Here is a 14,583-nt window from a genome sequence, read left to right as displayed (position 1 = left end):
CTGGGGGACATGGATTACACACCTGAGTTCCAGTTCCGTGAAGCAACCGAGTCCGACCGCACCTACCTGCGGCGGTTGAATTTTCTCACCGACGTCTTCGGCGACGAGCACGGGGAGGTCGGCCACGAGGAGCGCGCGGGCGCGGAGACCTACGTCGGCCAGTGGGACCCGGAGAAGGAAAGCGGCATCATCGCGTTCGACCAGTTCGACGTGCCGGCCGGGGGCGTCTGGCTGCGCTACTGGGATTCCACGGACGACGGCCACGCGCACGTCGGCCCGGACGTGCCGGAGATCGCGATCGCGGTGGAGAACCGCTACGCGGGCAACCAGCTCGCGATGCGGCTGCTCGAGGCCGCGGTTGAGCTGGCGAAGTCCCAGGGCGCGCCGAAGGTGGCGCTGTGGGTGGACCCGGACAACGAGCGCGCCCGCCACCGCTACGAGAAGTTCGGATTCAAAGACGTCGACGGCCAGAACAATGTCATGGCCGTCGACGTGGAGGACTTCACCGGCTAACTAGCCGATCACGACGACGAGGTCGCCGCCCTCCACCTTCGTCGGCTTGGAGAAGGCGACACGCTGGATCACGCCGTCCTTCGTCGCGGAGATCGCGGCCTCCATCTTCATCGCCTCGATGGTGGCCACCGGGTCGCCGGCCTTGACCTCGTCGCCCTCCTTCACCGTGACGGTGACCGCGCCCGCGAACGGGGCGGCGACGTGGTCCGGGTTGGAGGCGTCGGCCTTCTCCACCTCGGCGACGGAGGACTCGACGGACTCGTCGCGCACCGCCACCGGGCGGACCTGGCCGTTGACGGTGAGGATGACTTGGCGCATGCCCTTGTCGTCCGGCTCGCCGACGGCGTCGAGGCTGACCACGAGCGGCGGGCGGTTATCCCCGATCTCGCCGTACCAGATCATCGTTTCCTCGCCCTCTTCCAGGCCGTAGAAGAACGTCTTGTCGCCGAGCTGGTCGGTGATGCCGTAGGTGCGCAGGTGCTCCTGGTACTCCGCGTACTGCTTCGGGAAGAGGAGCTTGTCCAGCGCGGCGCGGCGCGTCTCGTGGTCCTCGGACTGGAGGTCCTGCGCGAGATCCTCCGGCACCTGCACGGTGTGGTCCACCTCGCCGCGGTTCTCCAGCGCCTTCTCGCGCAGCAGCGGCCAGCCGCCGGGGGGCGTGCCCAGCTCGCCCTGGAGGAAGCCGATGACGGACTCCGGAATGTCGTACTTACGCGGGTTCTCCGCGAACTCCTGCGGGGTCACGCCCTGGCCGACGAGCTGCAGCGCGAGGTCGCCGACCACCTTCGAGGACGGGGTGACCTTCGTCGGGCGGCCGAGGATCTCGTTCACGCCCGCGTAGGTGTCCTCGATGAGCTCGAAGCGGTCCTCGAGGCCCAGCGCCTTCGCCTGCGTGCGCAGGTTGGACAGCTGGCCGCCGGGGATCTCGTGCTTGTAGACGCGGCCGGTCGGGCCCGGGATGCCGGATTCGAATGGGGCGTAGACCTGGCGCACGGCCTCCCAGTACGGCTCCATGTCGAAGACGGCCTGCAGGTCGATGCCGGTGTCGCGCTCGGTGTTCTCGAACGCCGCGACGAGCGCGGACATGGACGGCTGCGAGGTCGTGCCCGCCAGCGGCGCGGAGGCGACGTCGACGACGTCGGCGCCCGCGTTCGCGGCCGCGAGATAGGTGGCCAGCTGGCCGCCCGCGGTGTCGTGGGTGTGCACGTGGATGGGCAGGTCGAAGCGCTCGCGTAGCGACGTCACCAGCTTCGCCGCGGCCGCCGGGCGCATGAGGCCAGCCATGTCCTTGATCGCCAGCACGTGCGCGCCGGCCTCGACGATCTCCTCGGCGAGGCGCAGGTAGTAGTCGAGGGTGTAGATGTCCTCGTTCGGGTCGAGCAGGTTGCCGGAGTAGGCCATGGCCACCTCGGCGACGGTGGTGTTCGTCTCCAGCACGGCGTCGATGGCCGGGCGCATCTGGCTCACGTCGTTGAGCGCGTCGAAGATGCGGAAGATATCAATGCCGGACGTCGCGGCCTCCTGCACGAACGCCTTGGTCACGGAGTCCGGGTACGGCGTGTAGCCCACGGTGTTGCGGCCGCGCAACAGCATCTGGATGTTTACGTTCGGCATGGCCTCGCGGAGCTCGTCGAGACGCATCCAGGGCGACTCGTGGAGGAAGCGCATGCCCACGTCAAAGGTCGCGCCGCCCCACGCCTCCACCGAGGTGAGCTGCGGGGTGAGTTGGCCGACGTGCTTCGCGGCGGCGACGAGGGTGTTCGTGCGCACGCGGGTGGCCAGCAGCGACTGGTGCGCGTCGCGGAACGTCGTCTCGGTGACGCCGAGGGCCGTCTGGTTGCGCAGCTTCTCCGCCCACTTCACCGGGCCGAGCTCGAGCAGGTCGTCGCGGGAGCCACGCGGCAGGTCGCCGTACTCGTTCTGGGGCAGCTTCTTCGACGGGCGGATGTTCGTCGGGCGCGGGCCGTTCGGCTGGTTCACCGTCACGGAGGCGAGGTAGTTGAGGATCTTGCCGGCGTCGTCGGCGGCCGAGGGCGCTTCGAGCAGGTGCGGGTGGTCCGCGATGAAGCCGGTGTTGATGCGCTCGTGGCGGAACTCCGGCTCGCTGAGCAGCGCGCGCAGGAAGCCGATGTTGGTGGACAGGCCGTTGATGGTGAACTCGTTGAGGGCGCGCAGGGCGCGGTCCACGGCAACCTGGAAGTTGCGGCCGCGGCAGGTCATCTTCACCAGCAGGGAGTCAAAGTTCGGGGTGATGGTGGTGCCCACGGCCACGGAGCCGTCGAGACGCACGCCCGCGCCGCCCGGCGAGCGGTAGCTCGTGACCACGCCGGAGTCCGGGCGGAACCCGTTCGCCGGGTCCTCGGTGGTGATGCGGCACTGCAGCGCCGCGCCGTTGACCTCGATGAGGTCCTGGGTGAGGTGGAGGTCCTCGAGCTTCGCGCCGGCGGCGATGTACATCTGGTTCTTCACGATGTCGATGCCGGTGACCTCTTCGGTCACCGTGTGCTCCACCTGGACGCGCGGGTTCATTTCGATGAACACGTGGTTGCCGGCCTCGTCGACGAGGAACTCGACCGTGCCGGCGCCCTCGTAGTTGATCTCCTTACAGAAGTTCACCGCGTCCTGGCAGATGCGCTGGCGCTGCTCCTCGGTGATGTGCTGCGCCGGGGCGATCTCGACGACCTTCTGGTGGCGGCGCTGCACGGAGCAGTCGCGCTCGAACAGGTGCACCACGTTGCCGTGGCTGTCGGCCATGACCTGCACCTCGATATGCTGCGGCTTGATCACGGCGCGCTCGAGGTAGACCTGGGCGTCGCCGAACGCCGCCTCCGCCTCGCGCGAGGCTTCCGCAGCCAGCTTCTCGACGTCCTCCGGCTTCTCAATGAAGCGCATGCCGCGGCCGCCGCCGCCGGCGACTGCCTTGACAAAGACGGGGAACTCGAAGTCCTTGGCGTACTCCGCGATCTGCTTCGGGTCGGTGGACGGCTCGGAGTCCTTAAGCACCGGCAGCCCGGCGCGCTCCGCGGCCTGGACGGCGGCGGACTTGTCGCCGGTGAGCTCGAGGGTCTCCGGGGACGGGCCGATGAACTTAATGCCGTTGTCGCGGCAGGCGCGGGCGAGGTCCGCGCGCTCGGAGAGGAAGCCGTAGCCGGGGTAGACGGCGTCGGCGCCGGTCTGCTTCGCGGCGCGGATGATCTCGTCAATGTCGAGGTACGCCTTCACCGGCTGGCCCGGCACGCCGATCTGGACGGCCTCGTCCGCGAACGGGCGGTGGAACGAGTTGCGGTCTTCGCGGGGGTAGACCGCAACGGTCTTCGCGCCGGTTTCGAACGCGGCACGGAAGGCGCGCACGGCGATCTCACCGCGGTTGGCCACCAGGATCTTGTTGAACGCCGGCAGGTCGTGCAGCGGGAGGTTGTCCGTATTCATGAAGTTCCTTTCCTCGTGGAAAGACGGGGGTCATACAACATCGGGTAGTTTAGTACAGGTCACACTTTTTTCGGAAGAATTTCGGTCGGTTATTCGGTCACCCCCTCCCCCAACATGGGGCGCGAAAACGCGGGCCGTCGATAAGCGACTGCCCGCGTTTCGGGGGTGGAACGTTGGCCCGCTAGCGCTCGATGTGGCGCTCCTCCGGGCCGTTGTAGGCGGACAGCGGGCGGATCAGCGAGTTGTTCTCGAACTGCTCGATGATGTGCGCGGTCCAGCCGGTGATGCGGGACATGACGAACAGCGGGGTGAAGAACTCGATGTCGAAGCCCAGGATGTAGTACGCCGGGCCGGACGGGAAGTCCAGGTTCGGGCGGATGTTGATCGAGGTGTTCTCGTACATGGTCTTGGCCATGATGTCGTACATCTCCACCCACTTCTGGGCGTCCTTCTCCGGGTGCTCGGCGGCGAGCTTCTTAAAGGCGGCCTCCATGGTGGGCACGCGCGAGTCGCCCTTCTTGTACACGCGGTGGCCGAAGCCCATGACGAGCTCCTTGTTCTTCAGCTTGTTCAGGCACCACTCCTCGGCCTTCGCCGGGTCGCCGATCTCCTCCATGTGGTGCATGACGAACTCGTTCGCGCCGCCGTGCAGCGGGCCCTTCAGCGCACCGATGGCGCCGGTGATGGCGGACCAGCCGTCGGACATGGTCGACGCGATAGTGCGCGCGGTGAAGGTGGAGGCGTTGAAGGAGTGCTCGGCGTAGAGGATCATCGTCTTCTCAAACGCCTCGATGTCGGACGGGATGTTCGCCGGGGACTTCTCGTCGTCGCCAAAGACCATCCACAGGAAGTTCTCGCTAAAGCCCTTCTCCTTGGAAGGTGCGATGTACTCCTTACCCTGGCGGCGGCGGATGTCGGTGGCCACGATGGTCGGCAGCTTCGCCAGCAGCTTGCGGCCGATGCTACGCAGGTGGTCGGAATCCGGCGTGAACTTCTCCGGATCCTCCGTGCCCAGGTATGACACCGCCGTGCGCAGCACGTCCATCGGGTGGCAGTCGATCGGCATGAAGTTGATGATTTGGATCAGCTTCTCATCGATGTCGCGGTTGGCCATGCAGCCGCCACGGAACTCTTCAAACTGCTCCTCGTTCGGCAGCTCGCCGTTCCAGAGCAGGTAGGCGACTTCCTCGAACGTGCAGTGCTCGGCCAGCTCCTGGACCGGGTAGCCGCGGTAGAGCAGAGAGTTGGTCTCCGGGTTGACCTTCGACACTGCCGTGTAGTCGGCGACGACGCCGTTGAGGCCCTTGCGGATGTCTTGTTCAGTCATGGTGTTTCACTCCTTATTCGAAGGTCGAGCTGTAGGTGTCTTTTGAGTAGGTGAAAACGGACTGGTCGAACTGGTTGTACTGGTCGTACTTCACCAGCTCGTAGAGCCGGGAGCGGTGCTGCATCTTGTCCAGCCACGGCACCTGGGAGCCGGTTTCGGCCATGTCGCGCAGCATCGCCTCGGTCTGCCCCATGGCGATGCGGAACGTGGTCACCGGCCAGATCACGGCGTTGTAGCCGAGGTCTTCCAGCTGCTTCGCGCTCAGCAGCTCGGTTTTGCCGAACTCGGTCATGTTCGCGAGCAGCGGCGTATCGACGGCCTCCCGGAACTTCGCGAAGTCGGCCTCCGAGTACAGCGCCTCGGTGAAGACGAGATCCGCGCCCGCATCCGCGTACGCCTTCGCGCGCTCGATGGCCTCGTCGATGCCCTCGATGCCGGCGGCGTCGGTGCGCGCGCAGATGACGAAGTCGTCGTCGTGCCGCTCGCGCACCGCGGCGGTGATGCGGCGCACCATGAGGTCCCGGGGCACGACCTCCTTGCCGTCGAGGTGCCCGCAGCGCTTCGGGTTCACCTGGTCCTCGAGGTGCAGGGCCGCAAGTCCCGCGGCCTCGAACTCGGCGACGGTGCGGGCGGCGGACATCGGCTCGCCGAAGCCCGTGTCGGCGTCGATGAGCACCGGCAAGTTCGTGGCGCGGGCGATCTGGCCGCCGCGGTGGGCCACCTCGGTCAGCGTCGTCAAGCCGATGTCCGGCAGGCCGAGGTCGTTGGCCACCACCGCGCCGGAGACGTAGACGCCGGAGAAGGCGCCGATGTCCTCGATGAGGCGCGCGGTGAGCGGGTTGAAGGCGCCGGGCAGGGTCGTAATCGCGTCGCTGGTGAGCGAGGCGCGCAGCGCCTTGCGGCGCTCGTTCGGGGTTTGCTCGGGTGCGAACATTAGAAGATGCCTCCGGGGATCTCGGGCGCGGCGGCGCGGGTGGCGTCGTTGACGCGGATGTTCAGCTCGGTGAGGTCGGTGAGGTTTTCGAGGTCCTGCACAGCGGCGAGGAAGCGCTCTTGCTCCTGCGTATCGACGATCCCTTCGGCCAACGTGCGGAACTTGGCGATGTAGTTCTCGCGGGCGAACGGGCGTGCCCCGAGCGGGTGCGCGTCGGCGACGGCCATCTCGTCCTCGATGACCGAGCCGTCCTTGAACGTGATCACCGCGCGGGCGCCGAACGCCTTCTCGTCCGGGTCGGTGGAGTGGTAGCGGCGCGTCCACTTCGGGTCCTCCACCGTGGAGATCTTGTGCCACAGCTCGACGGTCTCCGGGCGGTTCGCACGCTCGGGCGCGTAGGAGTCGACGTGGTGCCACGCCCCGTCCTCGAGCGCGACGGCGAACATGTACATGATGGAGTGGTCGAGCGTCTCACGCGACGCCTTCGGGTCCATCTTCTGCGGGTCGTTCGCGCCGGTGCCGATGACGTAGTGCGTGTGGTGCGAGGTGTGCAGCACGATGGACTCGATGTCGGCGGTGGTCTTGCCCGCGTCCGCGATGGTCTGCTTCATGCGGCGGGCCAGGTCGATCGGGGCCTGCGCCTGGTACTCGGCGGAGTGCTCCTTGGTGTAGGTTTCCAGGATCGCGCGCTTTTCCTCGCCGTCCGCCGGCAGCGGCACGGTGTAGGTGCGCTCCGGCGAGTGGAGCATCCAGGCGATGACGCCGTCCTCGCCCTCCCAGATCGGGGCGGGCGCGCCCTCACCGCGCATCGCGCGGTCGACCGCCTCAATGGCCATCTTGCCGGCGAACGCTGGGGCGGACGCCTTCCAGGAGGAGATGAGGCCCTTGCGGGACTGGCGCGTCGCAGTCGTCGTGTGCAGCGCCTGGCCCACGGCCTGGTAGATCGTGTCCACGTCGAGGCCGAGCATGGTGCCCAGGCCGGCGGCGACCGACGGGCCGAGGTGCGCGACGTGGTCGATCTTGAACTCGTGCAGGGAGATGCCCTTCACCAGGTTCACCTGAACCTCGTACCCGGTGGCGATGCCGCGGATGAGGGTCTTGCCGTCGAGGCCCTTGTGCTGGGCGACCGCGATCATCGGCGGGATGTTGTCGCCGGGGTGGGAGTACTCCGCGGCGAGGAACGTGTCGTGGTAGTCGAGCTCGCGCACGGCGGTGCCGTTGGCGAAGGCGACCCACTCCGCGGAGTAGGTGCCGTCCTCGCCGAAGACGAGCGCGCCCTTGTTGTTCGCGGGGTGCGCCTTCGCCATCTCGCGGGCGACGGCGACGGGGCGGCGGTTGTAGGAGGCCACCGCAACCGACGCATTGTCAATGATGCGGTTGATGATCATCTCGCGGGTGTCCTCCGGGACCTCGACCGGGTCCGCGGCGACCTTGGCGATCTTGTAGGCCAGATGCTCTTCGATGGGAAAGTCCTCGGCGGACTTGTGCGTTCGTACCTCGTGCTGGATCATGCGGTCTCCTTGTGACGGTGATGCAGTCATTGCAGTAATTGAGATGGTGTGGCTCATACTAAGGACTTCATTGTGTCACGCGTCATAGTTAAGGTTGCGTAATCTTGCGTCCTCAGACGTGTTACTTTGCAATATGTTGTAAATCCGCACGACAACTGCCCAGTTGAGAGGAGCGCCGTCATGCCGAAGCTGTTCGCGGGGGCACAGATCCGCACGCTGCGCACCGCCCACCGCCTCACCCAGGCGGAGGCGGCCCGCGCCCTCGACATCTCCACGAGCTACCTCAACCAGCTCGAGAACGACCAGCGCCCGCTTACCGCCCCGGTCCTCGTCGCGCTCACCACGGCGTTCGGCGTGGAGGCCTCGTACTTTTCCGGCGACGCGGAGCGCGAGGCCGCCGCGGCGCTCGCCGAGGTCCTCCCCGGCGTGCCGAAGGACGAGTTGGCCGACTTCGCGCGCAGCTTCCCCACCATCGCCGCGCAGGTCCGCGAGATCCCCGACCGCCTCGCGGGCACCTCCCCCGACCCGTACGAGTACACCCGCAACTTCTTCCAGGACCACCGCAACTACTTCCATGACCTGGACATGCAGGCCGAAACCCTCGCCGCGCGCCTCGGCGGGCGCCAGCTGCGCCTCACCCGGCTGGCCTCCACGCTCGACCGCGAGTTCGGCTACGCCGTGCGCTTCAACCAGCCCGTCGAGGACGGGCGCTCGAGCGTGGCGATGGGCGCGCGCGAGATTCACCTGCGCGCGGGGCTCACCGAGGCGCAGCAGTGCTTCGAGCTGTCCTACCGCTACGGCCGCCTCGCCCACGGCGACATCCTCGCGGGCCTCACCCGGGGCATCGCCGACTCCCCCACCCGCGCCGTGACCACCCACGGCCTCGCGCAGTACTTCGCCGCGGCGGTGACCATGCCCTACACCGAAATCCTCGAGGCCGCCCGCGAGACGCGCTACGACATCGACGTCGTCTCCGCCCGCTTCGGCACCGGCTTCGAATCCACCTGCCAGCGCCTGGGCACGATGCAGCGGCCCGGGGCGCAGGCGGTGCCGTTCGTGTTCGTGCGCACCGACCGGGCCGGCAACGTGTCAAAGCGTCAGGAGACCCCGTCGTTCCACTTCTCCCGCTCGGGCAGCACGTGCCCGCTGTGGGTGGTCCACCGCGCGTTCGAGACCCCGAACCGCGTCACTCGTCAGGTCTCCGCCACGCCGGACGGGCGCACGCAGATGTGGGTTGCGCGCATGGTCCAGGGCCCCGCCGTCGGCTTCGGCACCCCGCGGCGCGAGCACGCGGTGGCGCTCGGCTGCGACACGGCCTACGCCCCGCAGCTCGTCTACGCGGACGGGCTCGACCTCAACCCGTCCTCCGCCACGCCGATCGGGCCGGGCTGCGCGACGTGCCCGCGCGTCGACTGCGCGCAGCGTGCGTTCCCGGTTGGTCCGGGTCCGAGCTAGTCCAGGTCGGAGTGCGTGATCAAGCGGCGTGCCGCCTCGGTGATCGAACCGGACAGCGACGGGTAGACCGCCATCGAGTTGGCCAACTGGCGCACCGTGAGGTTGTTCGTCACCCCAATGGTGAGCGAGAGGATGAGCTCGGACGCGGTCGGCGCGACGATGACGCCGCCGATGACCTGGCCGGACCCCTTGCGCGCGAAGATCTTTACAAACCCGTGCTGCAGTGCGCGCATCTTCGCGCGGGCGTTGGTGGCCAGCGGCAGCTTGTAGATGTCGGCCTCGATCTCGCCATCGCGGATCTGCTGCTCGGTCACGCCGACCGCCGCGATCTCGGGGCGGGTGAACACCGCGTTGCCCACCGTCTTCAGGCGGATCGGGCTCACACCGTCGCCGAGCGCGTGGTCAATCGCGGTGCGGCCCTGCTGCGCGGCCACGGAGGCGAGCGGCATGAGGTCGGTGCAGTCGCCGGCGGCGTAGATGCCGGCGACGTTCGTGCGCGAGACGCGGTCGACGTGGATGTGGCCCGACGGGGTCGTTTCCACGCCCGCCGCCTCGAGGTTGAGGTCCGCCGTGTTCGGGATCGAGCCGATGGACATCATCACGTGCGAGCCCGCGATCGCGCGTCCGTCCGTCGTGTGCACGACGACGCCGTCGCCCGTGTTCTCCACCCGCTCCACGCGCGCGTCCTTCTCCAGCTGCACGCCGCGGTCCGCGAGGACCGCCTCGAGCACGTCGGCCGCGTCCGCGTCGTCGTGAGGCAGGATGCGATCGCGGGAGGCGACCATGGTCACCTTGACGCCGAGCTCCGCGAACGCGGAGACGAACTCCGCGCCCGTCACGCCCGAGCCCACGACAATGAGGTGCGACGGCAGGTCCTGCAGGTCGTACATCTGCCGCCAGTTGAGGATGCGCTCCCCGTCCGGCTCCGCACCCTTAAGCACGCGCGGGCTCGCACCCACCGAGACCAGCACCATGTCGCAGCTAATCGTCTCGGTCTCGCCGTCGGCCGTGACCACCTCGATGTTGTGCGTCGTGTGGCCGGTCTGCTCGTCCGCGAAGCGCGCCTTGCCGTTGATCAGGCGCGCCCCGGAGCGCTCGAGCTGCGCGCGGATGTCCGCGGACTGCTCGGCGGCGAGCGACTTCACGCGCTCATTGAGCGCGAGCAGCGACAGCTTCGCGTCGCCGAGGGCGTGGTTGAGGCCCATGTCGTCAGCGCGGCGCAGGTCGTTCTTAATGTTCGCGCCCGCGATGAAGCTTTTCGACGGCACCACGTCTTTCCGGATCGCGGACCCGCCGGCGCCCTGGTCCTCGACGAGGGTGATGTCGGCACCGTGCTTCGATGCCAGCAGCGCAGCCTCGTAGCCGCCGGGGCCTCCGCCCATGATGACGATCTTCTTGGACAAAACAGCTCTCCTCAGGGGTCGGGTGCGGGTCGGGTCAGCCTGTGACGGGCCAAACACTCTCACAGTGTACCCACAGCCGGTTATTCCCCGTCGGGGCGGAATCCGGCGGCGAGGTCGGGCCGGAAGTACTGCTCCACAATCGAGGCGAACAGGCGCACGCCCACCCCGATCGCACGCTCGTCGACGTTGAGGTTGCCCTGGTGCAGGTCCTGGGGCTCGCCCTCCCCGTTCCAGGCGCCGAGCCGCATCATCGCGCCCGGCACGTGCTCGAGGTACCAGGAGAAGTCCTCCCCGCCGCTCGACTGCGGGGCGGCGACGACGCAGTGCGGGTCGACGGCCCGGGCCGCCTGCACGGCGAGCGCGGTCGCCGCGTCGTCATTCAGCACGGGCGGCACGCCGCGGATGTAGTCGAGGTGGTATGTGCAGCCGGTCGGCGCGACCACGAGGTCAATGAGGTCCGTGAAAAGGTCCTCGTTGCTGCGCCACGTGGCGATGTCGGCGGTGCGCAGGGTGCCCTCGAGCACGCCCCGCTTCGGGATCGCGTTGGCGGCGTCGCCCGACTCGGCGTGGCCGAACACGAGCACGGTGCCGGTGCGCGGATCCACCCGGCGCGAGAGCAGCGCGGGCAGCTGCGTGATCAGCGCGCCCATCGCGTAGACCACGTCCGCCGTGAGCTGCGGGCGCGACGTGTGCCCGCCGGGGCCCTGGACCTCGATGCGGATGACGTCGGAGGCCGAGGTGATCGCGCCCGCGCGCACGCCGATCTCGCCGACCTTGACGTGCGGCTCGGCGTGCACGGCGTAGATCGCGGAGACGTCCTCGAGGGCGCCCCACTTGACGACGTCGAGGGCGCCGCCGCCCATCACCTCCTCGGCGGGCTGGAAGATGACGCGGACGCCGTGCTCAAGCTCGACGGTGGACAGCGCGCACGCGAGCGCGAGGGCGACGGTGGCGTGCACGTCGTGGCCGCACGAGTGCGAGACCCCGGGGTTCGTGGACGCGAAGCTCAGGCCGGTCAGCTCGGGCACCCGCAGCGCGTCGATGTCCGCCCGGAACGCCAGGCGCTTGCCGCCCTCCGGGCCGAGGTCGACGTAGAGGCCGGTGCCGGGGAAGCGAACGGGCGCAAGGCCGTGCTCCTCGAGCGTGGCGGCGATGAAGTCCGTCGTCGCCGTCTCCTCGTTCGACAGCTCGGGGTGGGCGTGGAGGTGGCGGCGCCACCCGATGACGCGGTCGTGGTTGGCGGCTAGCCAGCTGTCCACCGCGGCGGCGATGCCGGCTGATTCGGTCGTGCCGGTCTGGTCCACGTGTCCTCCCTTGCTCCCGTTGCGATGCCAAGAGTGTACGCCGTGCCCCGCCAATCTAGACAAAGCGGTGCGGAACGCGGCCAGCGGGCGCGCTAGAACGGCGGCGTGTCAGCGGGCGCGCCGCGGCGCAGGTACAGGTCGTGGAACCGGGCCGTGTCGCGGGGCCCGCGCGGCCACTCGAAGGTGATGGGTGCGGCGCCGGAGGTGGCGTCGTCACGCATGAAGCACCCCTCGACCGCCTCGCCGGCGCCCGGCAGGAGCGCGGCGGGCGGCACCTGGAGCGCCGACGCAAGCCGGTAGCACGTCGACAGCGTCGGGTCCGCGGCCTTCGACCCGTTGTAGTCGTTGCGCTCGAGGTTCGAGATGAGCGAGCGCGACACCCCCGAAAGCTCCGCGAGGCGGGACTGGCTCAGCCCCCGCATGAGGCGGATGGCGCGCACCCGCTCCCCCAGCCCCAGCGCGTAGCTCGCCCAATGCGATTGCGGCAGCACGTCCCCCATGTTCGATCCCCCGGTTGTCCCCAGTCGTCCCCACCTAGATATCTGCGTCTCAATCTAGCGCGGCCGCAGCGGGGCTGCACGCGGAAGGGCTAAAGATCGATGTTGCGGGGCCCGTAGAGCCGGTCGCCCGCGTCGCCGAGGCCCGGGACGATGTAGGCGTCCTCGTTGAGCGACGGGTCGATCGTCGCGGTGATGAGCCGGATCGGGCCGCCGTGCGCCTCGAGCGCATCGACGCCCGGCTGGGCGCTCACCATGCACACGCAGGTGATGTCGTCCGCGCCGCGCTCGACGAGCAGGTCGATGGCGTGGATGAGCGAGCCGCCCGTGGCCAGCATGGGATCCACGAGGAAGACGGGCTGCCCCGCGAGGTCCTGCGGCAGCGCCTCGAGGTACGGCACGGGCTGGTGGGTGACCTCGTCGCGCGCGAGGCCGATGAAGCCGACCTGCGCGTCCGGGATCATGGACAGGGCCGGGTCGATCATGCCCAGGCCCGCGCGGATGATGGGCACGATGATCGGCGGGGTGGCCAGCCGGGCGCCGGTGGCGGTGCCGACGGGGGTTTCGGTGTCGAATTCCTCGACCTCGAGCTCGCGCGCCGCCTCGTAGACGAGCATCGCGCCGAGGTCCGCGAGCGCCGCGCGGAACGCCGCGTTGTTCGAGCGCTTGTCGCGCATGATGGTCAGGCGGGACGCCGCGAGCGGGTGGTTGACAACCGTGATATCCATGCGGCTCATGCTAGTTCACCGCGCCCCGCCGAAAATTTTTTGCCGCGCGAGGGAACCGGGGCGGCACTTTCTGCGTCCAATGGCCATGACTATTTTCCAACTCGATTCCGCCACCGTCGCCGCCCGGACCGATTCGCTGCGCGCCGACGCCGCCAATTTGCACCCGCTTCACGACGTCGCCGTGCCCGACGCCTGGCCGCTCGGCGACTTCAGCGCCGCGGTGTCCCACGCCATCGCGAAAGCGAACGCCGACGCCGACGCGCTGCGCGGCGAGGCCCGCCGCATCGCGGCCGCGATGGACCTCGCCGTCGAGGCCGCCGCGGCCGTCGAGGCCTCCACCTGCCAGCGGCTGGGGGCGACGCTATGACCGCCGTGGCACCTCCCACCCCGCTGGATATGATGTCCAGCCTCTTCGGCCCACCGTCGGTGACGAGCAACCGCCACGTCAACTTCTTCCTCGACGCCCACAGCGCCGTGGCCAAGATTCTCACGATGCGCCCGTCCGACCCGCCGACGCTGCCCCACTTCCGCATGCCGGACTTCGAGGACTTCGGCCCGCTCGCCGAGGTGTTCCACGCCTCCGGGCTGACGCGGGAGATGTTCGCGCAGCACCTCGCCGGCTTCCGCGCGGACATCAGCGACGCGCTCGTGCGCGGGGCGGCCTGCACCGGGACCGCCGCGTTCGAGCTCACGAGCATCGCCATCGGACTCGCCCGCGACGTAGCTGCCGCCCCGGCGCTCGCCGCCACCCCGGTCGGGCCGGCGGGCGCCGCGCTCTACGCCACCACCCTGGTCACCATGGCCCTGAACAACGCGCTGAGCGTGCTGCAGCAGCTGGAGCAGGAGATGCGGCAGCTCGCAGACGAGCTCAACGAGAAAACCGCCGCGGCCGCCGCGCGCGTGATCCCTGGGCCGGGGCCGCGCGGCGCGCAGGCGCAGGCCGAGCTGCAGCGTCTCGCCGCACTCGTTGCGCCACCGTCCGCACCTCCCGCGGCCCCCACCCCGCCCGCGGTGGCACCCGCCGCCGCGGTCGTCGCACCGCCACCGCCAGCGCCCACGCCCGCTGCCGCGCCGCCCCCGGAACCGACGCCGGCGCCCGTACCTGCACAGGCGCCCGCCCCCGCCCCCGCTGGCTCCTCCGTCGGCGCCGCGGCCGTCGAGGCGGCGCGCAGCCAGATCGGCACCCCGTACGTGTGGGGCGGCAGCGCGCCGGGCGGGTTCGACTGCTCCGGGCTGACGTCGTGGGCGTACCGCCAGGCCGGGCTGGAAATTCCGCGCGTCGCCGCCGACCAGGCGGTGGGCCGCCAGGTGAGCTACGACGAGCTGCAGCCGGGCGACCTCGTCCTCTGGACCGGCCACGCGGCCATCTACGCGGGCGACGGGATGATGATCGAGGCGGGCGATCCCGTGCAGATGAACCCGGTGCGCACCGAAAACACCGGCATGACCTTCTGCGGATTCTGGCGCCCGACCGGCTAAAGT

General features: G+C 69.1%; 12 protein-coding genes. 4 read left to right on the top strand and 8 right to left on the bottom strand.

Going from position 1 to position 14,583, the window contains the following annotated elements; all coding sequences use genetic code 11:
- Positions 1–9 precede the first annotated feature (9 nt).
- Positions 10–513 (top strand): GNAT family N-acetyltransferase, encoded by a 504-nt coding sequence (locus tag CJEDD_RS02730; RefSeq protein WP_042405443.1) that lies wholly within the window; start codon positions 10–12, stop codon positions 511–513.
- On the opposite strand, the gene CJEDD_RS02725 is transcribed toward CJEDD_RS02730, so the two are convergent.
- From CJEDD_RS02725 to prpD, 4 genes are all read right to left on the bottom strand, one after another.
- Positions 514–3,942, bottom strand: a complete 3,429-nt coding sequence (locus CJEDD_RS02725; protein ID WP_042405440.1) for a pyruvate carboxylase — start codon at positions 3,940–3,942, stop codon at positions 514–516. It abuts the gene before it with no gap.
- Between the two features lie 181 nt (positions 3,943–4,123).
- Positions 4,124–5,269, bottom strand: coding sequence for a bifunctional 2-methylcitrate synthase/citrate synthase (locus CJEDD_RS02720; RefSeq protein ID WP_042405438.1), 1,146 nt, complete (start codon positions 5,267–5,269; stop codon positions 4,124–4,126).
- Positions 5,270–5,282: 13 nt separating this feature from the next.
- Positions 5,283–6,203: a methylisocitrate lyase gene (prpB, locus tag CJEDD_RS02715; RefSeq protein ID WP_042405436.1), complete on the bottom strand. Its 921-nt coding sequence runs from the start codon at positions 6,201–6,203 to the stop codon at positions 5,283–5,285.
- Positions 6,203–7,714 (bottom strand): 2-methylcitrate dehydratase PrpD, encoded by a 1,512-nt coding sequence (prpD, locus tag CJEDD_RS02710; protein ID WP_042405434.1) that lies wholly within the window; start codon positions 7,712–7,714, stop codon positions 6,203–6,205. The genes prpB and prpD overlap by 1 nt, the downstream gene beginning before the upstream one ends.
- Positions 7,715–7,894: 180 nt before the next feature.
- Here prpD and CJEDD_RS02705 point away from each other — a divergent pair, with 180 nt between their 5' ends.
- Positions 7,895–9,169, top strand: a complete 1,275-nt coding sequence (locus CJEDD_RS02705; protein WP_042405432.1) for a helix-turn-helix domain-containing protein — start codon at positions 7,895–7,897, stop codon at positions 9,167–9,169.
- On the opposite strand, the gene CJEDD_RS02700 is transcribed toward CJEDD_RS02705, so the two are convergent.
- The 4 genes from CJEDD_RS02700 to upp form a co-directional block, all read right to left on the bottom strand.
- Entirely contained in the window at positions 9,166–10,572 is a 1,407-nt protein-coding gene (locus tag CJEDD_RS02700; RefSeq protein ID WP_042405430.1) for an NAD(P)H-quinone dehydrogenase, read from the bottom strand. The two genes, CJEDD_RS02705 and CJEDD_RS02700, sit on opposite strands and share 4 nt — an antisense overlap.
- Before the next feature lie 80 nt (positions 10,573–10,652).
- Complete coding sequence (locus tag CJEDD_RS02695) at positions 10,653–11,876, bottom strand: amidohydrolase (protein ID WP_081764472.1); 1,224 nt, start codon at positions 11,874–11,876, stop codon at positions 10,653–10,655.
- A gap of 92 nt (positions 11,877–11,968) precedes the next feature.
- Positions 11,969–12,376 (bottom strand): helix-turn-helix domain-containing protein, encoded by a 408-nt coding sequence (locus tag CJEDD_RS02690; RefSeq protein WP_042405428.1) that lies wholly within the window; start codon positions 12,374–12,376, stop codon positions 11,969–11,971.
- Positions 12,377–12,465: 89 nt separating this feature from the next.
- Positions 12,466–13,101 (bottom strand): uracil phosphoribosyltransferase, encoded by a 636-nt coding sequence (gene upp / locus CJEDD_RS02685; protein ID WP_042405426.1) that lies wholly within the window; start codon positions 13,099–13,101, stop codon positions 12,466–12,468.
- 85 nt (positions 13,102–13,186) lie between these two features.
- Here upp and CJEDD_RS02680 point away from each other — a divergent pair, with 85 nt between their 5' ends.
- Complete coding sequence (locus tag CJEDD_RS02680) at positions 13,187–13,468, top strand: hypothetical protein (RefSeq protein ID WP_157034401.1); 282 nt, start codon at positions 13,187–13,189, stop codon at positions 13,466–13,468.
- A 5-nt stretch (positions 13,469–13,473) separates the two neighbouring features.
- Positions 13,474–14,580 (top strand): C40 family peptidase, encoded by a 1,107-nt coding sequence (locus CJEDD_RS02675; RefSeq protein WP_273657601.1) that lies wholly within the window; start codon positions 13,474–13,476, stop codon positions 14,578–14,580.
- The last annotated feature ends 3 nt before the right edge of the window (positions 14,581–14,583 follow it).

This window comes from Corynebacterium jeddahense (assembly GCF_028609865.1).
Classification (GTDB): domain Bacteria; phylum Actinomycetota; class Actinomycetes; order Mycobacteriales; family Mycobacteriaceae; genus Corynebacterium; species Corynebacterium jeddahense.
Note: the sequence above shows the minus strand (reverse complement) of the source record. Positions and strands in the feature narration are given on the sequence as shown.

Bases quoted from the DNA above. Each gene is read 5' to 3' on its own strand.
- CJEDD_RS02730 (WP_042405443.1), top strand. From the start codon at position 10: ATGGATTACACACCTGAGTTCCAGTTCCGTGAAGCAACCGAGTCCGAC.
- CJEDD_RS02725 (WP_042405440.1), bottom strand. From the start codon at position 3,942: ATGAATACGGACAACCTCCCGCTGCACGACCTGCCGGCGTTCAACAAG.
- CJEDD_RS02720 (WP_042405438.1), bottom strand. From the start codon at position 5,269: ATGACTGAACAAGACATCCGCAAGGGCCTCAACGGCGTCGTCGCCGAC.
- prpB (WP_042405436.1), bottom strand. From the start codon at position 6,203: ATGTTCGCACCCGAGCAAACCCCGAACGAGCGCCGCAAGGCGCTGCGC.
- prpD (WP_042405434.1), bottom strand. From the start codon at position 7,714: ATGATCCAGCACGAGGTACGAACGCACAAGTCCGCCGAGGACTTTCCC.
- CJEDD_RS02705 (WP_042405432.1), top strand. From the start codon at position 7,895: ATGCCGAAGCTGTTCGCGGGGGCACAGATCCGCACGCTGCGCACCGCC.
- CJEDD_RS02690 (WP_042405428.1), bottom strand. From the start codon at position 12,376: ATGGGGGACGTGCTGCCGCAATCGCATTGGGCGAGCTACGCGCTGGGG.
- upp (WP_042405426.1), bottom strand. From the start codon at position 13,101: ATGGATATCACGGTTGTCAACCACCCGCTCGCGGCGTCCCGCCTGACC.
- CJEDD_RS02680 (WP_157034401.1), top strand. From the start codon at position 13,187: ATGACTATTTTCCAACTCGATTCCGCCACCGTCGCCGCCCGGACCGAT.